The sequence below is a fragment of the Micromonospora sp. WMMD737 genome (genome assembly GCF_049179055.1).
Taxonomy (GTDB): Bacteria; Actinomycetota; Actinomycetes; order Mycobacteriales; family Micromonosporaceae; genus Micromonospora; species Micromonospora reichwaldensis.
In genome coordinates, this window is sequence record NZ_JBMHMH010000001.1 from 3,501,902 (window position 1) to 3,523,293 (window position 21,392).

Here is a 21,392-nt window from a genome sequence, read left to right on the forward strand (position 1 = left end):
CCACGGCGCAACCAGATAGACATCCACAACAAAAACGGGTATAGTAATAATTGTTCTGGCGGGACGGCGAACCCCACCAGAACAACCACCAAAACCCCTGGGAGACCCTTATGAGCAGTCACCAACTCGACGCCCTCCCCGGCCGGGACGGCTACATCGTGCGCGTGGGGTGGGACCGTCCATTGCACAGCTTCTTCGCCCAGGTGATCAACACCGGCGTCCTGGACGAGGAAAGCCCCGACGCCATGCCCGTCTGGCTCGGCGCAGGAGAGTGCATCACCGACCCGGAAACCGTCATCGAGGCCGTGCGTCCGTATGCCGCCATCCCCGACACCCTGCGCGCCGACCTGGAGGCGGATCGAGCATGGGAGGGCACCCGGGCACGGCCTGGATTCGCGCACACGGTACCGGTCATCCCCGGCCCGGCCCCGCTCGAACTGACGGCCACTATGACCTACCCGACCATCGGCGGCAGCCTGGTCACATGCCCGCTGCGGGTATACCGCACCGGCATCTTCTCCGTCACGGTCGTCGTCACCGACACGACCTCCCGCACCCCGTCACGGACGCAGCGCATCATCCGCGCCCTGAGCCGCAGCAACACCCAGGGTCGGACGCCGGACACGGACCACGCCGCCACCATTCACGCCCTACTCCGTGCCGCCTTCGGCGGGGAGCACGTCGAGTACATCCAGTACACGCCGCACCAGAGCGGCGAAGCCTTCCACGCGTTCCGCATCGCCCACGACGGCAGCACGGTCCGCGAGGCGATCCCGCTCAACGACATGTTGCGCCGCTTCGGCGCAGACATCACCCCCTAGGCCGAGCACGCCCCACCCGCCCACCCGACTGCCGGTGCCGGCCGGGCCTCCGGCCGGCACCACCCGACCCAGAAAGACCCACATGCCCGAGATTCCCATCCCGGTGACGCTGCGGCACCGCCCAACCGTCGGCGGCCTGGTCGTGCCATGGATCACCATGCAAATGCCCGACGGCCGCCACCGGTTCGGAGCCATCGACGCCGAACGGCTCCTAGCAGCCCTGACCGACCGCATTTGCCAAACCTGCGGCTACGAGATGTCCCCGCCGTTCGTCTTCGCCATGCGAGACGTCGACCTCTCCCGGCTCATCTCGACAGAGCCCGCCATGCACCCCGAGTGCGCCCGATACAGCGTGACCGCATGCCCCATGCTCGCCGGCACCATGACCCGCTACCGCGCCCAGCCACCAGACGCATCCGCATCCGCCGGCGACCCGGCGGGCGCCCGCTCAGGCCACGCCGCCCAGGTCTGGCGGCTGCTCTGGACCAGCGGTTACCGGCGCATCTGGGATCACCGAACGCACACGCCCGCCGCTCAAATCCTCATCACGCAACTGCACCGCGTGCAACAGATCAAGCCACCCGCCACCGACTAAGCCCAAGCACCGACTGGCGGCGGCCCACACCGGCCGCCGCCGGTCGGTGGTGGGTCGCAGGCCCGGTCCTGACGGACCGGAAACCGGAAGCGGCCTCCGGCCGCACGTCGCGAGCTGGTCGGCGTAGCCGCCTGCATCCCACCATCAAGATCGAAAATCTGACGTCCGAACAGGACGGACACAGGTAGCCAACAGACGTCAAACCGGGTATAGTAAGAACTGTTCGGAGGGGACGGCGAACCCCCACCGCACACCACACACAAACCCCCTACCAGGGAGAGCGCGCATGCTCACCGCATCCACGATCCTGCTCGCAACCACCACCGCGTCATGCTTCGCCCTTCTCGCTCGCAACGCGAAGCTTCGCGCCGACCTGACCACCGCCCGCCACGAAGCCGACCACGACGCGCTGACCGGACTGCCGAACCGCCGCGCCCTGCTCCGGCACCTCGACACTCTGCTCGCCGACACCGCCCGGCCGGTAGCCGTCGCCCTTCTCGACCTCAACCGCTTCAAAGAGATCAACGACGAATACGGCCACACCGCCGGGGACCTCGTGCTCTGCCAGGTAGCGAACACCCTGACAGCGCTCGATCTTTCGCGCGCGAAGGTCGGTCGAATGGGAGGCGATGAGTTCATGATCATCACCGACGACGGCATGCAGACCGCCCGGATCAACGCCGAGACCGCCGCTCAGGCTCTCGACGCAGCGACGGTCGCTCTCGGGGAAACGAACTTCGGTTGTTACGCCAGTCTCGGGCTCGCCCTCGCGGACCCCAACGACGTGACCGCCGTTGACCTCATCAGCCGAGCAGACGCAGCCATGTACGCGGCCAAGCGACGCGGCGGAGGCGTCAAGGAGTGGCACCCCAACATCGGCGCGACCGTCGCCACGAAGCGCCCTAAGCAGCGCCGCCGCTACCGGTAGCCGGCATCCGTTCGGGTGGCCCGAAGCACTGAAGAAGCCTCCGGCCACCCGGACAAATAAGCCCTCAGCGGTCAAGCAACAGGTGTTCGAGAAGACAGCGAACCCCGCTCGAACACACCACCAAACCCCACAGCAGGAGTCCCCCATGACAGCACCAGCCAGCCCCACCATGCTCCTACCAACCCTGCCCGCCGACCAGCGCACACGGCACATCCTTCACCTGCTCGACACTGCCCGCCGCCGCATGGCACAGGCGCTTACCGTCCTGCACCTCTGCGAGCACGCCCCGATGTGGCCTACTACACGCATCAACAGCACCGCCGCCGCCATCGAGCTGCGCGCCGCCACCGTCGCCCTGATCAAGTACGCCCGCCGTCACCGCTGCGATGCCTGCAACCCCGGCCGTATGCGCCACACCCTGCGCCTGGCCGCCCTCCTGCTAGACCTCTGGCAGAGCAGCAAGCACCACGCGCAGCGACCCGACCTGTACTCCATCACGCTCGCCCACCGCGCCGAACGGCTCTTCGGCGATACCGCCGGATGGGTCGCCACCGGCGACCACCGCCGCCTCCTCGGTCAAACCGACTGATCGACGCGCCGCCCGGCCGCCAACTCGGCGGCCGGGCCGCCGCACCGCGACGGCATCGACGCGCATCGAGCACGCCGCCGCCGGCTACCGCTCCCGCCCCTCACCCCCACGACGAACGAAAGGCAGAACCTTGAGTCCCCTCAGCCGCGCCGACCGGATCACCATCGCTCATGTCTGCCAGGACTGGGCTCCCACCTATCACAACGGCCCGTTCAACTTCTCCACCGCTGAGACCGTTCGCTACCTCGCCGACGGCCACCTAGAAGCCCTCACCGACCGACACGGCCGAGACACGATCTGGGACGCAGTCGCCGCACACCTCGCCGCACACCCCGACACCCTTACCGCGCCCCGCACCACTCAGGCACTACGCGACCAACGCCGCGCCGAGCGCGACGCCCACGCCGCTGCCTACCTGAACGCGGCGCGTGACCATCACCGCCAGGATCTGCCGTATGAAGCACTCGCCCTTATCGACCGCGCCGAGCTGTCCTCGCCCTCGTACGACAACTTCGACCGCTTCCGCGCCAGTGTGCACCGCAAGTTCCCCCCGTACGCCCCTACCGACCTGGACGGAACCGACCTGCGATACCGCCACACCCTGCCCCTGGCCCGCCCTACAGCGCCCGTCGCCTTCCACGGCGCGCGAGAGCAGCAGTGGGTCTATCCCGGTCGACAGGTCATCGTCGGACCCTGGCCCGCCCCTACCCCCGAGCAGTGCACCGCAGTGGAACAGGACGGACTCTGGCTGGACGAAGGAACTGCCCTCGTGTGCCCTGGCTGCGGGCTGGACATGACCTGATCCGCGCTCGCCTTCCGCTCAGCCGCCGGCCGTCGGTCCGGCGGCTGACGCCGTGTCGTCGACCAGGCCCCCGCGCGAGAAGTTGTCCGCCACGCGGGGACGGCCGCGACGACGCGGCACCACCACGCCGAGCTGCGCGACGCGCTCCCGTACCGCTGCCCCGTCCGCCGTGCGCCGCAGCGCACGCACCCTGCTCACGTCCACCCCGGACAACTCAGCGGCTAACGCGTCATCACGCAGAACCGCCGCCAGGACCACCACCGACAGCTCATGCGCCGCCGTCGCGTCGCGGACCTCCCCGTCGAGCTTCGCCAGCACCTCAGCGCGCCGCTGCGCAACCTCGGCGACCGCCGCTCCAGACTGCGCGACGGCCCGCACCGCGCGCCGCTCCACCTCTTGCCGCGCCCGAAGTGCGCGGACCGCGTCATTCCCCGTTTGACTCGCCATGCAACGACCGTACCGACATTCCATGACCGCCAACACATTCCCAGCCCTACAATCTGCCAATTCGTTCGACAGTAGCCGCAATTTCAGAATTCATTTGCCAAGCGCTCTCCACCTAGCCAGACGTACGCCTGCCTGCCCAAACACGCCCACCATGATCATTTACCCACCTTAGATGCGATACACCCTCTTGCATTCTCCGTAGCCTCTAATAGTGTTGATCTTCTACGGTTTTCGGCATGTTGGCCATCACGCGTATCTCGCCGGGCAGCGGATACCGGTACGTGATGGAGCAGGTCGCCGCCGGACGGCACGACCTGCGCGCCCCGACCAGCGATGACCCCACCGCCTACTACACCGACCCGACCGCGCGGGGCGAGAGCCCTGGGTGGTGGGCCGGTGACGGCGCCGGGGTGCTGGGTGTGAGCGGTTGGGTCACCGAGAAGCAGATGCGTCTACTTATCGGTGAGGGCCGGCATCCGCGCGGCGGCCATCAGCTCGGGCAGCGGTGGCGCACCTACGCGCCGCAGACCGACGAGTACCGGGCTGCCGCCGTACAGCGGGCACTGGACCTTCTTCCGCCCGATGCGACAGTGGAGCAGCGCGACAAGGCGTGGTACGACGCGATGACCGCCCCGGAACGCCGGGCCGTGTCCGGGTACGACGTCACCGTCTCCCCGGTCAACAGCGTGTCGCTGCTGTGGGCCTTCGGGGATGACGACGTCAAACGCGACGTCATGGCCGCCCACCATGCCGGTGTCCGCACGGTGCTCGCTCACCTGCAACGCCACGGCGCCTACGCCCGCGCTGGCGCCGGCGGCGTGCGGCAGCTCGACACCGCAGGCCTGGCGGCCATGGTCTTCGACCACCGCCTCAGCCGCGCACGCGACCCCCAACTGCACGCGCACATCGTCGTCAGCGCCAAGGTCCTCGCCCACACCCACGACGCAGACCCCCAATGGCTGGCGCTGGACGGCAAGGCCCTCTACCGTGCCGCGGTCGGCGCCCGGATCGCCTATGACCGCGCGATCGAAGCCGAGCTAGGCAAACGCCGTGGCATCACCTTCGCGGCCCGCTCCGACTCCGAGATCCGTGAGATCGTCGGCATCAGCGACGCGTCTCTGCGCCACTACGCCAAACGCCGTACCGCCATCACCGAGCACCTCCAAGACACCTCAAACCCACAGCAGCGCACGTCGGCGCGAGGGTGGCGGGCGCGGGCGCAGCACGCCACGCTGCGGACCCGCCAACCTCAGAAGGGCGCCGAGTCCACGCATGAGGCCGTGCGACGGTGGCTTACCGAAGACCGCAAGGCCGGCCTCGACACCAGCGGACAGATCAGCCGCCTGCTCACCGGCCACGCACACGACACCACCACCGACACCGCGGCCAGGGTGCTGCGCCGTGCCCGGCGTATCGCGGGGAGCGCCGCCGCGGTGGACGAGTCCGTGCTGCGGACCGCCGTCGCCCAGCTCCGCGTTCCGCGCGCCCACTGGCCGCGCGTGCTCGACGCCGCCGTGCGCGCCGACGAACGCCTCGCCGTCGCCCGCGCCGTGCACAGACTCAGCCGCGAACGTGCCGTCTTCGGCCCCGACCACCTCGAACTCGCCATCGGCCGAACCCTCGGCGTCGCCCCAGGCCACTCCCCCACCGATGACTGGCGACGCGTGCAGCAGCTCGCCGCCACCGCCATCACCCAGCACACCGCGGGCCTGCGCGTCCTCACACCTCCCGCGCTCGTGCAGTGGGGGCCGAGCCTGCAACGCGGCAGCGACCAGCACAGCGAATACACCCGCCATCGCGACCTGCACCTGACCACCCGCAGCGTCCTGGCCGCCGAGCAACACGTCATCGCCTACGCCCGCCGCCGCGGCGCCCGCCCCGCACCCGCCCACGCCATCAAAGCCGCCATCACCGACGCGGACCTGCGGGGTGAGAAGACCGACGTCCTACAGGCCCTCGTCGGTAACGATCGCCGCGTCACCGGTGTCATCGGGCCCGCCGGCAGCGGCAAGACCCACCTGCAACGCGCCGTCGTCGCCGCAGCAGCCCACGCAGGAGTACCCGTGCTCGGCCTCACCGTCGGCCAAGCCGCCGCGAACCTACTCGCCGACGCCACCCGTCAACCCGACGGCACCACACTGCGCACCGAGAACATCGCCCGGTGGCTGCACGCCCAACAGCGGCCACCCGCCGGCACCAGCGCACGCGACTGGCAGTTCGCGCCAGGACAGTGGGTCATCATCGACGAGGCGTCCCAGGTCTCCAGCCACGACATCGCCCGCCTCGCCCTCCAGCTCGACCAGGTGCGCGGGAAACTGATCCTCGTCGGCGACCCCCACCAGACCTCCGCCGTCGGCCCCGGCGGACTGCTGCGCTACCTCGCCACGCTCGGCGTCACCCGCACCCTCACCGACGTGCACCGCTTCCACCAGCCGTGGGAAGGACCCGCCTCGCTGCGGCTACGCCACGGCGACATCACCGTCCTGGCCGACTACGACCGACACCACCGCCTCATCGGTGGACACCGCGCCGACCTCGTCGACCAGATGCTCACCCGCTGGCTCGCCGACACCACCGCCGGGCGCCGCAGCCTGATCCTCGTCGACACCAACGACGAAGCAGCAGACATCGCCCACCGCGCCCGCGCCATGCTCATCGCCGCCGGCCACGTACGCACCGGCCCATCGGTACGCCTACCCGACGGCAGCACCGCCAGCGTCGGCGACATCATCGTCACCCGACGCAACGACCGGCGCATCGCCGCCGGCCCCGACTACGTCACCAACCGTGACCAGTGGCGCATTGACGCCGTCACCCGCGACCGCCAACTGCACGTCACCAACGTCGTCACCGGCACCACCACCGTGCTGCCCGCCGCCTACACCGCCCGGCACACCCACCTCGCGTACGCCCAAACCGTCGACTCCGTCCAAGGGCAAACCGTCGACACCGCCCGCGCGCTCATCGACGACAGCACCGCCCTGGAACGCGTCTACGTCATGCTGACCCGCGCCCGAACGCTCAACGAGGCGTACGTCGTCACCGATGATGAACCCCGCGAAGGCACCCCACCCGCGCCACCCACCGCCGCCGTCGCGGTGCTCGCCGACATCATGCGCCGCACCGCACCCGAACGCTCCGCCACCGAAACCGAACAGCAACTCTGGGCCGACGCCGACGCCCTGCACGCCTGGACGCCGATCTACGACGACCTCGCCGCCCGCGCCCGCATCCCCGAATACCTCGCCATCGTCCGCCAGCTCCGAGGCCCCGCCGTCGCCAACCGACTCGCCCGTGACCTTGCCCTTCCCGCGCTCATCACCCGACTCACGACCTACGCCGCCGCTGGACACGAACCCCGCGACGTCCTGACCCGCGTCATCCGCGTCCGCGAGCTGGACAGCGCGGAAGACCTCGCCGCCGTCCTGTCCTGGCGCATCGACCGCCTGATGCAACGCGCCACCGCGGACCCGGCCGTCGCCGAGCGTCCCGAGCAGTGGGGCACCTACACCGATCGCCTGCCAGCCAACGTAACCGGCGACGCGCTGCGCCAGGTCGCCGCGATCTGTGACCGCCGCACCCACAGCATCGGCCGGCTCGCCGCGCACGCCCGGCCCGCTTGGACGGCCGCTCTCGGTGACCTACCCACCGACGACGCGGGCCGCCAGCAATGGCTCACCCGCGCGGAAGTCGTCGCCACGTACCGCGACACCTACCAGTACACCGGCAAGCACCCCATCGGACCGGAACCACGTACCAGCGACATCAGCCGCTGGAATGCCTGGCACCGAGCCCGACTCGTCCTCGGCGCCGCTACCCTCGCCGGACAACTCACCACCGCACCCGACACCGAACTCACCCGCCTCATCACCGCGCAGCAGGCCGCCGACCGTGCCGCACCCGCCTACGTCGGCAACCACCTCCGCGCCGCCTACCGCGCCCTCACCGCTGCCGAACACCACCGCCACGACCTCACCCAGCAGATCACCACCACGAACACCGCACACCGTGAGGCGCGTGTACAAGCTCAGCGGCTGCAACCGCGCTGGTGGCACCACGGGCCCGCGCGGACCCGACGCCTCACCGCCCAACGCGACGTGCTCGCCCACGCCACCACCGCCGCCCACCAGATCGGTCAGCTCCAGCAGCAGCTCGTCCGTCTCGACCACCAGATCGCGGGCAGCACCCACCGCGCCACGGCCCTCGACGGCCAGCACGCGACCTGGAAACGCTGGTACGACGGTGCCCTGCCCACGCGCTACGCCGGCCTCGCCGCCGCCGCCGAACAAGCCCGCCGCGCCGCCAGCCGCAATACCGCCCTCGCTGACGCCGTCGCCGCCACTACCGCCCGCGTCACCGCCGTACACGACACCCGTCCGGCACCCCAAAGCACGCGTGTCCCCGCGCTGCTGCGCGAACACGCGCGTGACGCACAGCAGCGCATCGCCGCTGAACATGAAACGGAGATCGACTGATGTTTCCCAGCGCCTTCGTCGACGAGTCCTTCTGGCAACCACAGAGCCGCCCCGGCGCGTACCTCATGTCCGCCGTCATCATCGACCAAGACGACGTCGCCCCCGCCCTCGCCGCCGCCAGCGCCGCCGCACGCGGCCAGCCCTACCACTCCAGCGAGCTCTACCACCGCGGGCACGTCGGCATCATCGAAGACATGCTCGACGTCGCCGCCAACCACGCCGGCTGGTCCGCCGTCTCGCTACAAATCCCCCTCGACACCCGACCAACCGAGCCCTCCAGCGACGCCACGCGCTCCATCCACCGCGTGCTCGGCGAACGCGAATACGCCCGACAGGCCAGCCTCGAACAACTCCTGCGCTACCTCAACAGCCAACGCGTACGCGACGTCTACCTCGAAAGCCGCGCCAGCCACCGCGAATGGCAACAAGCACGCACCGAGAACCGCCGCGTCCCCACCACCGACCGCAACGACATCCGCACCTACCGACGGCTACTCGAACAACACGCCATCAGCCACCGCGTACGCATAGTCCACATCAAAGACCACACCCACCCCGGACTCTGGCTCGCCGACGCCGTCGCCTGGTCCGTCGGCCGCGCCATCCGCACCAACGAACCCCAATGGTTCAACCGCATCACCGACACAGCCACCATCATCGAAGCCACCACAGGCAAAGAACTCCACATAAACGAGAGCGGGGCCGCTCCACCAACCGGCGAACGCGACCCCCACAACCTGAGCCAACGCGCCCAGATCATGTCCTCACCAACAGCCTACCCGACAACCACAACGCCCGACCACACCCCGAACATCTACACCACACTGCTTCAGCAAGCAGAACAAGCACGCAACCCAGCCGCCCCGCTCGCCCAGCAACTCCTGAACAACATGCAAATACTCGCCGTGAAAGTCCAGCAACTCCAAGAAACCGTCGACAGGCTGACGCCCCACCCGCGAGCCACCACGCAACACGCAGAGCACAGCCCGCATCTCCCAACGCAGACCCCCTCTTCGCCGCAACAGCCCATAGACTCCGAGCCCGAACTGCCGTAAAAGCGAAGAACGAAGGGCACTGCTGATCGCACCAACGCCTGCGCTCCGCAGGCATGAGTAGTCAGGCACTGCCTCTCCGACGTTTGGGGATTCTGATGCTCAGCCATCATCCCTTACCGCTTGACTGAACAGGGATCTCGTAAGCTACCCTGCACCCGTATTCGTAGACGCAACTCTCTTCATCAAGGATGCGGCGTGGCCAAACAAGTTATTCACAAGCTGGTCGACGACTTGGACGGTGGAGACGCTGTCGAGACCGTCAAGTTCTCGCTCGACGGAGTTCAGTACGAGATCGATCTGTCGAGCGCCAACGCCGAAAAATTGCGTGGCGCGTTCGCGCCGTACGTCGCTCACGGCACAAAGGTAAGCCGGGGTGGCGTCGTCGTCGGTGGGCGAGCCGCCCGCGGCCGGGCAGGTGCCACCACTGACCGCGAGCAGAACAAGGCGATCCGCGCCTGGGCAAAGAAGGCCGGCAAGGACATCTCCGACCGCGGGCGGATCCCACAAGAAATCGTCGACGAATACCACGCGAAGGCCGGCCGCTAGCATCGCGTCAGTTCGCGACATGGGACGCCAGGCCAGCGTTCGGCAGGGCGGTGGCGGGCAAGCCGTTGCCGGGATTTTTCCCGGCTTATCCAGATCGGGTTGCGCCGCCACACTCCGTCGAGCAGGTCGTCGAAGCCGTGCGACGCGCAGACCATGATCTGGTCATGCACGTCGAGTTGGACGACTACGACGGTGGCGTACGGATCGGACACCGACCGCGCTCATGGTTCGCCAAAGTAGCCCTCCACCTCGCCGAGCAGCAGCGGCACGTCGTACACCGACATGTCTGGCCTGGCCCGCGCGTATCGGACTCGGTGCCTCCACCGCTGGTGTTCGAACGCCATGTCCGCCTCGATCTCCACCACCCTTGTCGGCTCCACCTGCACATACCGCAGCGCCTCTGGCCGGTCCAGCTGCCCAGACCACGATGCCGGCAACGGCTGCGGCCACGGATGCACCACGTCGGCGCGGCGGTGTTGCAGCGGCCGCAGCGGCGACACAAGCAGTCCGAGTTCCTGCCGCTGGTCGGTGTGCAGCGGGTGGGTTCGGCCTGTGTGTCGGAGCCGGCCCCACCGATCGAACCGACCCAGCAGCAGCGTTTCTGGGCTGTGGAGGCTGCCGGTCACCCCGGCGACGATTGCTTCCGTGGTGAGATGCTTCCGGAACTTCCACCAGCCGGAACGCCGTCCCGGCTGGTATCGGCTCCCGAGCCGCTTGGTCACGACCCCCTCGATGCCGGTCGCGACGGTCCATTCGGTCAGCCAGTCTGACACTTGCCCCATGTCCGTTGTCTGTGGCGTCAGCGTGAGCTGGGCGGGGGCGCCACCGAGCAGGCGCTCCAGTTGTGCCCGCCGGTCCGAGAGGGGAAGGTCCAGGACCGGCCGACCGTCGGCGGCGGCTAGCAGGTCGAACAGCACGTAGTGGGCCGGGTGGTCGTTGACCATGCGTAGTAGCCCGCGACCGGCGGTGACTCGCCGCTGAAGCAGCGCGAAGTTTGTCCGGGCCCGTTCCCAAACGATTAGCTCACCATCCAGCACCACTCCGGGTGGGAGCGTTCGGACGGCCCGGGTGATGTCTGGGAAGTATGTGGCCAGGTTCCTGCCAGCGCGCGACTGTAGGTAGACGCGGTCATCCTCGTGGAATGCGATGCACCTCCACCCGTCCCACTTGGGTTCGTGGATCAGGTCGGCGCCTTCGGGTACAGCGTCGACTGGTGTTGCGAGCATCGGTGCGACAGGACGCCGTAGAGGCGGGTCTGTCGCACCGACCCGACGCTGCCCGAGGCTCACCGCCTTCCCGGGCTGTGAGTGATTCTCATCGCCGCCTCCTCGCTCATCGTGCGGGAGGGCCGACGACGAGGGGTGTAAATCGACTAAGAGCTCCTAACGAAATGATGTTGGGCGTGCCCTCGGGACGTGAGGATCGTTCTGTCTGAACGTGAGGAGAGGTGAGCAGCCGCCGTGGATCGTCTCGGACGATCTGTGGGCCGAGATCGCACCGCTGCTGCCACCGCGTCCGCCCCGGCGGCATCGGTTCCCGGGCCGCAAGCCTCTCGATGATCGCAAGGTGTTGTGCGGGATCCTGTTCGTGCTCTACACCGCGATCCCGTGGGAGTACCTGCCCCAGGAGCTTGGGTTCGGGTCGGGCATGACCTGCTGGCGCAGGTTGCGGGACTGGAACGACGCTGGTGTCTGGCAACGACTGCATGAGGTTCTGCTCGGCAGACTGCGGGCCGCCGGGCAGTTGGACATGTCCCGGGCGGTGATCGACGGCTCCCACGTCCGGGCGCTCAAGGGCGGCCCAAAACCGGTCCGAGCCCGGTCGACCGCCGCAAGCCAGGCTCGAAACACCACGTCATCACCGACGCGGGCGGCATCCCCCTCGCCGCAAGTTTGACCGGCGGCAACCGCCACGACGTCACCCAACTGCTGCCCCTGGTCGACAAGATCCCCCGGATCAAGGGCATCCGCGGCAGGCCCAGGCAGCCTGGTTTCGCCGCCTCCGGATCCGCTGGGAGATCCGCGACGACATCCACGAAGCGTTCCTCACCCTCGCCTGCGCCATCATCTGCTGGCGCCGACTCCAACGCTCAAAGAGTTAGGAGTTCTTAGTCGCGTCGGTCAGGTGTGCACGAGGTCGTCAGCATGCCGCTTTCAGCAGCACGTCACGAGCCTGTGGGTGAGCGTATCGCGTATCGCGGAGCTGCCGGACCACCTTCTGTAGGTAGGTGGATACCCGGGGTGCGTTGACTGTTGTGGCTACGTCCAACGCGTGATCGAGCGGCTCGCAGGCGGCGACGGCATCGCCTGCCCGGAGCCGGGCGTTGGCTAGGTCGCAGAGGGCGAGTAGGCGATCCCTCGGGTACGCGATCGTTGCGGTGTTCGCGCGCTGTGCTAGGTAGGAAGCGGCCTGGTCGGGTTTGTGTAGGGCCAGCCAGTTTCTGCGCCAGGCATTTGAAAACTACAAAGTGGTACGGCGCTGCCCTGAGAGGTGACTCCTCAGCCGCTCCAATCGAAGATCAACCTGCCCGCAACTTCCGACGAGCGGCTTGTGAGTGCGCCCACGACAGCGCCAACGCCGCAGCCAAGAATGTGACCACCTTGGCGATGGCCAAGGTGAGCGAAACGGTCGCAAGCCAGGTCGGAATCAGCTTGACAAAGACGAACCATGCGAACATGCCCGAGCCGCCGGGATCAGACAACCAGCCTTCGCCGGTGAACCACCCCGGCGTGACGAAGGCGGTGCACACCACGATCCCGAACAGCACCCACGCCGCCTTCACGGCCGGTGACTCGGTGCGCGAGCCGACGACGTAATACCACACGCCAAAAGCGATCGTGAGCACGCTCACGATGATGGTGATGACCACACCGAACGTCATCCCCTCCGTGGGGGCGCTGCCGTAGCTACGATCGAACTGGTCGTTGATTGATCCGATCACCGTAGCGGCGACTACCACCACAGCGATGCCCATGGCCGCGCTGACAAAGATAAGCACAATTGCCAAGACCTGGGCGACGGAGCGGCGCAATGGTGTCGAGGGGCTCGTCATGCAAAGGATCGTGTCACATCAATGAACCGCGTGGGTGGCCACACCTGGCGCCCATCGCTTCGTCCACGGCCAGCTCGGCGGCGCGGGCGTCGACGCGGACCTTGCGCGGGCGGCAAGCGCGCTAAGGACGTGCGTCCCGCGCTCGGCCGACCTGCTACTGAACGAACAAATGAGATGCTTCTATAGCTGTCAAGTGGTGCTGGTGGCTGGGTGGGCGCCGTTCAGGGTGCGGAAGAGTTGCCGGCTGATGTAGCGCTTGAGGCTGCGCATGATCTCGCGTTTGGTGCGTCCTTCGCGGGTGCGGCGGGTCACGTAGCCGCGGGTGCGAGGGTCGTGGCCCATGCGGACCAGCGCGACGGTGTAGAGCGCTCGGTTGAGGCGTCGGTCGCCGCCGCGGTTGAGCCGGTAGCGGGTGGTATTGCCTGATGAAGCTGGTAGCGGTGACGCGCCGGCCAGGGCAGCGAACGCGGCTTCGGAGCGAATGCGGCCGGGGTGGGACCAGGCCAGCAGAACGGTGGCGGCGACGACGGCGCCGACACCTGGCAGGGCGAGCAGTTGTGGCGCTTGCGCGGTGACAGCTTCGTGCAGCGCGGCGTGGTTGGCGGCGAGTTCTGCGTCGAGAGCGCGGATGCGACGCGCCAGCCGGATCGCCTCGGCGCGGCAGACGGCCAGGGCGGCGTTGTCGCTGCGGGTGCGCCAGGCCGCGACGGTGGCGATCGTCGTGGTGGTCAGGGCGCGGCGCGCGTCGATGCCGAGGTCGACGGTGCGTAGCAGCGCGGTCAGCGCGTTGACCGCGCGGGTGCGTTCACCGCTCATCTGTTCGCGAGCCACGGTCAGGACGCGCAGGGCTGTGCGATCGCCGCCGGCGCGTGGCCAGCATAGTTCGTTGATGTCGAGGCTGCGAGCTGCTTGAGCCATCGCGACGGCGTCCACGGCGTCGCTCTTGCCACGGCGACGCCGGGTGGTGGCCGCAACGTCGGGGGCCTCGGCGACGGTCAAGCCGGCTGCAGAAAGTTGCTCGGTGAAGGTGGCGCCGTAGGAACCGGCGCCGTCGATGACGATCAGCGTCGGCGACTGGTGGGTGTGGCGTTCGATCCAGTCGACGGCACGGCGCAGCCCTGACGGGCTGGTCGGGAACTGAGCCTGCTGCCCGACCGCGCCGGTGCCAGCGGTGATCAAGGCGAGAGTGTGGGAGGCGGCGTGGGTGTCCACACCGATAACGAAGTCGTACTGGTCTGCAACGATGGCCATTGCGGCGTACTGCCTTCCCGGGAGACGTCGTGACGGCGTCGGCCCGGGCTGTGTGCTCTCGCGGCAGGACTGTGATGAGCCACGATCCGCTGCAACGGACCGGGCAAGCTTCTGATCAAGCCACCGAGAGGGACAGGGCCGGCGCCCGACCGCAGACCGGATGGGCAGATCTCGCTGAGAGCACCTCGTGGGGCCACCATTTTCATGAGCCACACCCAGCCGCGATCATGACGCTGACCCTGCCAGCTAGCCCCAGGCCAGCCAACACCTACCTTCACAGCCTTTTTCAAGTTGATCCGGCAGCTCAGGGCGGGTGCGGCGAGCCCGGCGGTCGATGAGGGTGGGGCTCCGGGTAGGACAGCAGTCAACCAGGATCCGATGCCCGGACCGGGAGCCTCGCCTGTGCTGTCTTACCCCTCCACGATCTCGCTGTTCAGCCGCACCCTGAACCACCTCGCCAACCTCGTCCGCCAGCACCACAACCAGCATCGATCCCGCCGGTTGCTGGGCAGCTACCTCTCTGGGCGCTGTCCGAGGTTCGACACCACGGCTCGCTGCAGCACCGCAGTCGTGCCCAGCACCGTCCCCGCCGGCCCGTCGGCGGTGTCCGCCACGAGGTAACTGCGCTCACCGAGGTACTCGTACGTGTGTTCATCGAAGATCCACTCTTTGCGCTGGCTCCGCTCGGTGTACGCGACAGCCACCCCCCGCCGCCCGGCCGCGTCCGTGACCCCGCATACCACCTCGACCCCCGGAATCTTCGCCGCGGCCTGGTAGAGCGTGGCAATCGTCTGTGGCGGTACCAGCGACTCGCGCAGGATGTCGCCGATCGCGGTAAACGCCGCACCGTCGCGGCTGTTGCCTCTGCCACGCTCGTCGCGCTCCCGGTAGAGCTTTTCCAGCAGGGCGTCCGGATTGCTGGGCAGATCGACGAGTGCCGCGTTCGGCGTTACGTCCGTGATCGTCTCCCGCTCCGGGATCACACCGACGATCGGTACGCTGAGGAACGGCTGGCGGAGCAAGCCGTCGCGCTCGTTCCGCGGGATCCAGATCTCCCGCTCTTGCACCGGCTGCAGCCGCGCCGGACCGTCACCTATCTCGGCGAACGCAGCTCGGCTCCTGATGTAGACGTACTCTCCCTCGCCGGACGATGGGTCCGGCGTGTCGGCGGCCGCGGCGGCCATCCGGTTGAGCAACAACGTCGCACCACTGCGTTCGCCCTGCTCGACCGTCACGATCAGCGGCGCGCTGTCCGGCGTCCACGGCTGGGCTATCGCCCCGGCCGCAACCGCGACCGCCAGCACGCCTGCGGCGGGTGCGAGCACCAGCATCCGTCGTGGCCGCCGAGCCGGCCGCTCGATCTCGTTCATCAGATGATGCCGTAGTGCCTGCCGGCGCAGCGTCGGCATGGTCGGCACCTGGGGGGCGGTGGGCTCGCTCATCGGTACTCTCCCTGCTCGACGGGGATCATTCGGGTCCGCCCGGCGCAGCGCCTGCAGTCCCGCCATGACCGCAGCCACCTGATCGGCATCGTGCATCCGGGTGACCACCTCGTCAGCGAAGTCCGGGACGGTGTCGCGTACGGGCAATCGCCGCAATGCCTCCCGGTGCCGGCGCGCCGCCTGCCTGCGATTGCGCAGCACATTGGTGGCGATCCCGAGCAGCCACGGCCGCAGGCTGTCCCCATCCGGATGCAAGGATTCGCGGATTCGCCATGCCTCAAGGAAGGTCAGCGACACCACATCCTCGGCCTGAACCGGATCGTCCCCACTCCACACCGCATGCCGATGAACAGCATCGAAGAGCTCACCGAACGCATCGGTGTTTCCGGCCCGGATCCGGACCCGCATTTCAGCTGTCACACCTGCACCTGTCCGCAGCCGTCACCGAGTTCCGCCATCGGGGACATTTCTCATCATGCGTAGCGGTTCGCTTCGACGTGGTGCAGGACGAGGATGGCCTGCACGATCGCGGTGGCGCGGAGCGGGCAGCAGCGCAGCTTGGTCAGCATCTTCCAGGTCTTGAGCGTCGCGATGGCGCGTTCGCCGCGAGCGCGGATTCGGGCGTGTGCCCGGTTGACCGTCTTCTGTCGGCGCGAGAGCTTCGGCCAGTGGCGGCGTCGCTTGAAGGGCGTGCGCACGCTGCCCCAGGCGCCTTGGTAGCCTTTGTCGGCGTAGGTCATCACCTCCGCGCTAGTCAGCGCGTCGATGATGCCGTGGACGCGGGCGGCGGTGAGGTCGTGCGTCGAGCCCGGCAGTGCCGGTGAGGCCCACACGAGCCGGCCGGCGGCGTCGGCGATGACCTGCACGTTCATGCCATGGCGCTTGTGCTTGCCGGAGTAGTACGGCCTCTGGTCTGCCACCCGGTCGATCGGAATCAGCGTGCCGTCCAGGATCGCGTACGCCAGTCGCCGGATGCGCCCCATCGCTGTGGCCAGATTTTCGGCGACCGCTGCGAGCAGCACGATGGCTTCCTGCACGTACCGCCAGGCGGTGGCGACGCCGACGGCGAACCCGGCGGCGAGCCGGGTGTAGGTGTCACCGTTGCGCAGATGGGCCAGAGCGAGCAGTGCCTGCAGGCCCGGGTCAAGGCGCCGCCACCGGGATCGATGCTGGTTGCGATGCGCTCGGATGAGGTCAGCGAGGCGGTTCAGAGTGCGGCTGGACAGCGGGATCGTGGAAGGATAAGACAGCACAGGCGAGGCTCCCGGTCCGGGCATCGGATCTTGGTCGATTGCTGTCCTACCCGGAGCCTTACCCTCATCGATTCCCGGGCTCGCCACACCCCGCCCTGAGCTGCAGGATCTGCTTGGAAAAGGCTCACTGGACGTCGGTCAGGTCGAACCGCCTTGTCAGCGCTCGGGTGTCCACGGGGCCTCCGATTGGGTCGCTGGACCATCTACCGGTGAGTCTGGCCCATTTTTGATTCTCGGCACGCGAATACTCTCACGCCAGCACAAGCCTTGCTCCGGATTCGACACTTGCGGTAACGGAATTTCTCATGACGTCGAGTTGTCCGGTACTGCATGCATCCGTACCGGCAATCTCGTTTACATGGAAGTGAATCGGACAATCCTGGAATGTTGGGCGGAATTTTTATTCTATACGCGTTATGGGCGGCTCAGAGATTTGTCCGGAAGAGCTGAACTGCCTCCCATGCGAGGGCGACGCAAAGGCAAGAGGTTGTCGAAGCTGCAATCAGCAGTAGCCAGTTGATCTGGCGACGCCGAATGGCTATGGCCCATGCGATAATCAGGAGGGCTATCAGCGCCTGGCATGCGGCAGGAAGGATGAGCTGTGAGGTTGCAGGATTGACGCCGAATCGCAGAATGAAGATAAAATCGCGGAGGCTGGGGCCTGCGGCTGTTCCGAATGCCAGGCCAATAGCGATAGCGGATTTTGCCTTGTTGCCAACACGGATCAGGTGGCCAATCTGGCCCATAGCGATGCCGGTAACCACAGATGCGGCAATCCAGAATCCGACTCCACGAGCCATAGACGCGAGCTCGCTCGTCCATGTAACTGATGATAGTGACGACCCGGACATGGCTTGACCGCCGAACCGGACGCCTGAAAGCGCTACTGAGCCGTAATAGATGAGAGTGGCGAGCAGAAGCATGGCTACGGCAGCAAGAGAGCTATGCCAGGGGCTCTTGTATTGATAGCCTACAAGGACGCTTAGTGAGCACCAAGCGGCGGCCGTGCTGAAGGCGGCCAGGATGAATCTTCCCGCTGGATCAGGGGCCACGTCACCCGCGAAGCTCATTAGGCCCAACAAGATCCCTGCAAGAATGGCCCAAGAGTTCGGTTGCCAAACTCGGTCGGTGGCGAAACGTGAATCGTTGTCAGGAGTCGCAGATGCCCTACTCATATTGCCTTCCGTGGTGGTGCTACTGGCGGATATAATCAATGTTTGCCGCAGTTCGTATTTGCCACCATCGTAGCTCCAGAAAAATCCCCAGTGAGTGCGGGCTTCACGACATCCCTATCGAATGCTTCTCGGTCTTGAGGAATTAGGCGTTGGTAAAAGGGTGTTTCGTGGATGCGTAAAACGTGATCTTGTGATATTTTTCGTTCTTGTTCGGTTTGTTGGCGTGTCAGAGTCAGGGCCCAAGAACACCACCAGTCGAAGCTGGCGTCGACAACTCCACTCCCTTTTTCGTAATATGCCTCGTTGCCGTCGGACAGTCGGTCAGCGAAGGGTTCTGTGGGCCACGTTGCCCCCGGGGCTAAGTCCCACTTTTTGGCGGCCTCCCGATACTCGTGATTCGCCTTGTCTGCGGGCTGGTAGTTCGCGTAGCTCACGTCGTCGTCGGATTGACAGCCTGTGGTCAGGGCGACTGCTAAAGTCAAGATTAGCGCGGAGAGGTTCTTCAGGCGCTGCAATTTTACACTCCTGCCGATGCCACTAAAACGAGGGCGACCCCGGCAGGGGATCGCCCTCGATCGAAAGGCAAACCTATCTCAGATTTCAGTAGTTCTCAACGCCGGAGAACGTGTGGATGCAACCGCTCTGACACGTCGTCTTGCGCTTGAAGGCATTCCTGAAGACCGTTCCACCTGCAACCCCGGTGGCCAGGGTGCCGTTGTAGCCCGTCGTGGTGAAAAGCCATGAGTTGCAGTTTCCCGGTATGCAGCCGCCCTGCCTGTTGGTTGCCTGAAGCTGCAGTCCGTCTGGGGTGCCATTCGCGAACGTAGGGAGCGAGTTCATCCTCGCCGTGATGGAACCAAACCCATCCTTGTATCGGTCCGTGCCTGACAGGTACCACCGAGTTGAATCGGACCAAGCCTCGCCACTGATATTATGGTCAGAAGCGGCTTGCGCCGCGTTTGGCGCAACGACAACGAGCGCCATCGCCAGCGCCGCTACGGCACCAACTTTGCTTACGTGAGATTGACGCGACCGGCTGTGGGTACGGCTTCGGAACAAGTGATCCCCCGAGTTTAGGCCACGATCGAACTTCGTGTGGCGATGGTGGGTACGGTGAATGGTCGACGGGTTGCGCCCGTCTACCAAACACCGTGAGGCATGAGCAGAGTAACAGGCAAGATCCGGAGGGTCAAGAGACCGCGATCGATTTCGAGATGTAGCGGAAGGCTGAGCCGCTCTCCCCTTACCATTGCCCACCGAGGTTTTCAAGTATGTTCGAATTGTCTGGGGCGAGGGCGGGCTTGACAATGTAGTGCTTTTTTGTGGTCGCTTTGCTTTTGTGTCCGAGCTGGACGGCGGCACTGTCGGTGTCGGACTCCTTGTCGATAAGGGTGGCAACAGTCCTGCGAAAGGTGTGCGGTGTGACCCATTCGAGGCCGGTCGCGGCGCGGGCTTGACGCCATTGCCGACGCACGTTGCGGGGATAGCCACGTGCCGCGCCGGGAAGCGAAGATCGCGTCGTAGAGGTTATCGGCAGCCATGACCTTGCGAGCTATCACCATCGCGACCGCAAACCGCGGCAGTACAACTGTTCGGAACCTGGCATCGGATTTCGTCCACTCTTGCCGGAAGAAGCCCTTGCCCTTGAGGTAGACGATCGTGCCGCAGATGTTGAGCGTCGGGCGTTCGGCGGCAACGTCGAGATCTTTCCAGCGCAGTGCCAGGATTTCACCGATGCGGGCGCCGGTGGCGAGCATAAGGTCGACGATGTCGGCCAGATCGCCGGTGTGTCGAGGCCCGGGTTTGCCGGGGGTTGACAGTTGCCATTTCCGGATCGCCGCGCGGACGCCTTCCAGTTCCTCGGTATCTAGAGCAACCACGTTGCGACGGGGGTTGCGGAGCCGAGCAGTCTCGCGTAGCGGGTTGGCCGTCAGCGCCGTGGCGTACGGCTAGGGCGAACATCTGGGTGAGGGCGACTTTAGCGAGTCTGGCGGCTGATGGCCGGTCCTTGGCGACCTCGCGCAGGAACTTGTCAAGACGGCCGACGCTGGCCTCCCGGATACGAAGGTTGCCCAGAGCGGGCACGATCGTGACGCGAACGCTGACTTCGTATTGGTTGATGGTCTGCGGCGCAAGCCGTTCCTCGGCGGTGATCTCGTCGAGCCACAGGCGGGCGAGTGTGCTGAGGTGGGTCTCCCGTGTGATCTCGTCGTCGTTAGGAGCGACGCGGTCACGAAGTTTGACCTTCAATGCCCGGATGGATGCTGGACCGGTGGTGCCGGTGGCCTCGACGTCGCGGGTTTTGCCGTCGTGGTCGCGGTATCGGGCTCGCGCACGGTACCGGTTGGGGCCGATCTTTTGGGTGCGGATGTTGCCCCAGGTGCCGATGGGTAGTGGAGGTCGGGCCATGGCTCAGCGCTCCGGGTCGGTGTGGTCGTCGAGCCAGCGTTCGACTTCGCTGCGCCGGTAGCGCAGGGTGTTGCCGACGCGGATGGCGCGGGGTCCTTTGCCTCGGCTGTGCCAGGCGTAGAGGGTGTTCTTCGGCTTGCCCAGCCAGGTCGCGACGTCATCGATGGTCAGGAGCGGGTCGGGCCGCCACTCGGTGGCGGTCGAGGCGTTCATCGCCAGCCTGCCGGGTCGATTGCGCCGGTTTGGGGGTGCGGTTCGTCGGGGTCGGTGGGCGGCCGGCACGCGGTGGTGTCGGGCGGTGCGGACCCCGGTTCGGGGTGCGGGTGGGGCGGGCACGGATGGGGTGTCCTTTCGACGTCCTGGCCCGGGTGGGGCCGGGTGTTGGTGGCGCTACCGCCGGGGATGGCGGGGTGCGCCGGATGTGGACGTCGATCCACGCGGGTGGGGGTCAAGTCATCAAGCCTGTGGCCAGCGTGTGTGCTGCTAAGTCCAACGCCAGCGGCAGATAAGCCGATGAGAAATCCGCCCCACTCAGAATGCGAGCGGCTGATC

At 66.8% G+C, this 21,392-nt stretch carries 17 protein-coding genes and 4 pseudogenes; 9 read left to right on the forward strand and 12 right to left on the reverse strand.

The window, feature by feature from the left end:
- The first annotated feature begins 50 nt into the window (after positions 1–50).
- The 5 genes from ACN27A_RS14945 to ACN27A_RS14965 all read left to right on the forward strand — a co-directional run bounded on the left by ACN27A_RS14945 (position 51) and on the right by ACN27A_RS14965 (position 3,735).
- On the forward strand, positions 51–821 hold the full coding sequence (locus ACN27A_RS14945) for a hypothetical protein (RefSeq protein ID WP_421453720.1): 771 nt from the start codon (positions 51–53) through the stop codon (positions 819–821).
- 82 nt (positions 822–903) lie between these two features.
- Positions 904–1,416: a hypothetical protein gene (locus tag ACN27A_RS14950; RefSeq protein WP_421453723.1), complete on the forward strand. Its 513-nt coding sequence runs from the start codon at positions 904–906 to the stop codon at positions 1,414–1,416.
- A 286-nt stretch (positions 1,417–1,702) separates the two neighbouring features.
- Complete coding sequence (locus ACN27A_RS14955) at positions 1,703–2,344, forward strand: GGDEF domain-containing protein (RefSeq protein ID WP_421453726.1); 642 nt, start codon at positions 1,703–1,705, stop codon at positions 2,342–2,344.
- Positions 2,345–2,489: 145 nt separating this feature from the next.
- Positions 2,490–2,933 carry a hypothetical protein gene (locus ACN27A_RS14960; RefSeq protein ID WP_421453729.1) on the forward strand — a complete coding sequence of 148 codons (444 nt, stop codon included), beginning with the start codon at positions 2,490–2,492 and terminating at the stop codon, positions 2,931–2,933.
- A 130-nt stretch (positions 2,934–3,063) separates the two neighbouring features.
- Positions 3,064–3,735: a hypothetical protein gene (locus tag ACN27A_RS14965; RefSeq protein WP_421453731.1), complete on the forward strand. Its 672-nt coding sequence runs from the start codon at positions 3,064–3,066 to the stop codon at positions 3,733–3,735.
- Between the two features lie 18 nt (positions 3,736–3,753).
- Here the strand turns inward: ACN27A_RS14965 and ACN27A_RS14970 are convergent, their stop codons facing one another.
- A complete protein-coding gene (locus ACN27A_RS14970) occupies positions 3,754–4,182 on the reverse strand; it encodes a hypothetical protein (RefSeq protein ID WP_421453734.1) in 429 nt (142 codons plus the stop codon).
- A gap of 236 nt (positions 4,183–4,418) precedes the next feature.
- Between ACN27A_RS14970 and mobF the strand changes: the two genes are divergently transcribed.
- The 3 genes from mobF to ACN27A_RS14985 all read left to right on the forward strand — a co-directional run bounded on the left by mobF (position 4,419) and on the right by ACN27A_RS14985 (position 10,258).
- Positions 4,419–8,657 (forward strand): MobF family relaxase, encoded by a 4,239-nt coding sequence (gene mobF / locus ACN27A_RS14975; RefSeq protein WP_421453736.1) that lies wholly within the window; start codon positions 4,419–4,421, stop codon positions 8,655–8,657.
- Positions 8,657–9,712, forward strand: coding sequence for a DUF3800 domain-containing protein (locus ACN27A_RS14980; protein WP_421453739.1), 1,056 nt, complete (start codon positions 8,657–8,659; stop codon positions 9,710–9,712). Before mobF ends, ACN27A_RS14980 begins: the two co-directional genes overlap by 1 nt.
- Before the next feature lie 195 nt (positions 9,713–9,907).
- Complete coding sequence (locus tag ACN27A_RS14985) at positions 9,908–10,258, forward strand: histone-like nucleoid-structuring protein Lsr2 (RefSeq protein ID WP_421453742.1); 351 nt, start codon at positions 9,908–9,910, stop codon at positions 10,256–10,258.
- Here the strand turns inward: ACN27A_RS14985 and ACN27A_RS14990 are convergent.
- Together ACN27A_RS14990 and ACN27A_RS14995 are read right to left on the reverse strand one after the other, a co-directional pair.
- On the reverse strand, positions 10,255–10,470 hold the full coding sequence (locus ACN27A_RS14990; RefSeq protein ID WP_421453745.1) for a nucleotidyltransferase family protein: 216 nt from the start codon (positions 10,468–10,470) through the stop codon (positions 10,255–10,257). The genes ACN27A_RS14985 and ACN27A_RS14990 overlap by 4 nt on opposite strands.
- A gap of 9 nt (positions 10,471–10,479) precedes the next feature.
- Complete coding sequence (locus tag ACN27A_RS14995; protein WP_421453748.1) at positions 10,480–11,484, reverse strand: ATP-dependent DNA ligase; 1,005 nt, start codon at positions 11,482–11,484, stop codon at positions 10,480–10,482.
- A gap of 238 nt (positions 11,485–11,722) precedes the next feature.
- On the opposite strand from ACN27A_RS14995, the pseudogene ACN27A_RS15000 reads away from it, so the two are divergent.
- A pseudogene (locus ACN27A_RS15000) lies at positions 11,723–12,359 on the forward strand (IS5 family transposase).
- A 417-nt stretch (positions 12,360–12,776) separates the two neighbouring features.
- Here ACN27A_RS15000 and ACN27A_RS15005 read toward each other — a convergent pair.
- From ACN27A_RS15005 to ACN27A_RS15045, 9 genes and pseudogenes are all read right to left on the reverse strand, one after another.
- The gene (locus ACN27A_RS15005) at positions 12,777–13,310 is read right to left on the reverse strand and encodes a hypothetical protein (RefSeq protein ID WP_421453750.1); all 534 of its coding nucleotides are present in this window, start codon (positions 13,308–13,310) and stop codon (positions 12,777–12,779) included.
- Positions 13,311–13,495: 185 nt separating this feature from the next.
- Positions 13,496–14,561, reverse strand: a pseudogene (locus ACN27A_RS15010) (IS110 family transposase); the annotation flags it as partial.
- Positions 14,562–15,073: 512 nt separating this feature from the next.
- Positions 15,074–16,423 (reverse strand): CU044_5270 family protein, encoded by a 1,350-nt coding sequence (locus ACN27A_RS15015; protein WP_421453752.1) that lies wholly within the window; start codon positions 16,421–16,423, stop codon positions 15,074–15,076.
- Between the two features lie 53 nt (positions 16,424–16,476).
- The gene (locus ACN27A_RS15020; RefSeq protein WP_421453754.1) at positions 16,477–17,256 is read right to left on the reverse strand and encodes a transposase family protein; all 780 of its coding nucleotides are present in this window, start codon (positions 17,254–17,256) and stop codon (positions 16,477–16,479) included.
- 425 nt (positions 17,257–17,681) lie between these two features.
- The gene (locus ACN27A_RS15025) at positions 17,682–18,002 is read right to left on the reverse strand and encodes a hypothetical protein (RefSeq protein WP_421453757.1); all 321 of its coding nucleotides are present in this window, start codon (positions 18,000–18,002) and stop codon (positions 17,682–17,684) included.
- 464 nt (positions 18,003–18,466) lie between these two features.
- Positions 18,467–18,946, reverse strand: a complete 480-nt coding sequence (locus tag ACN27A_RS15030) for a hypothetical protein (RefSeq protein ID WP_421453760.1) — start codon at positions 18,944–18,946, stop codon at positions 18,467–18,469.
- A 728-nt stretch (positions 18,947–19,674) separates the two neighbouring features.
- Positions 19,675–20,188 (reverse strand): annotated as a pseudogene (locus ACN27A_RS15035) (tyrosine-type recombinase/integrase).
- Between the two features lie 655 nt (positions 20,189–20,843).
- Positions 20,844–21,053: a helix-turn-helix transcriptional regulator gene (locus tag ACN27A_RS15040; protein ID WP_421453763.1), complete on the reverse strand. Its 210-nt coding sequence runs from the start codon at positions 21,051–21,053 to the stop codon at positions 20,844–20,846.
- Positions 21,050–21,316 (reverse strand): annotated as a pseudogene (locus tag ACN27A_RS15045) (site-specific DNA-methyltransferase); the annotation flags it as partial. The gene ACN27A_RS15040 and the pseudogene ACN27A_RS15045, both read right to left, overlap by 4 nt.
- Positions 21,317–21,392 lie beyond the last annotated feature (76 nt).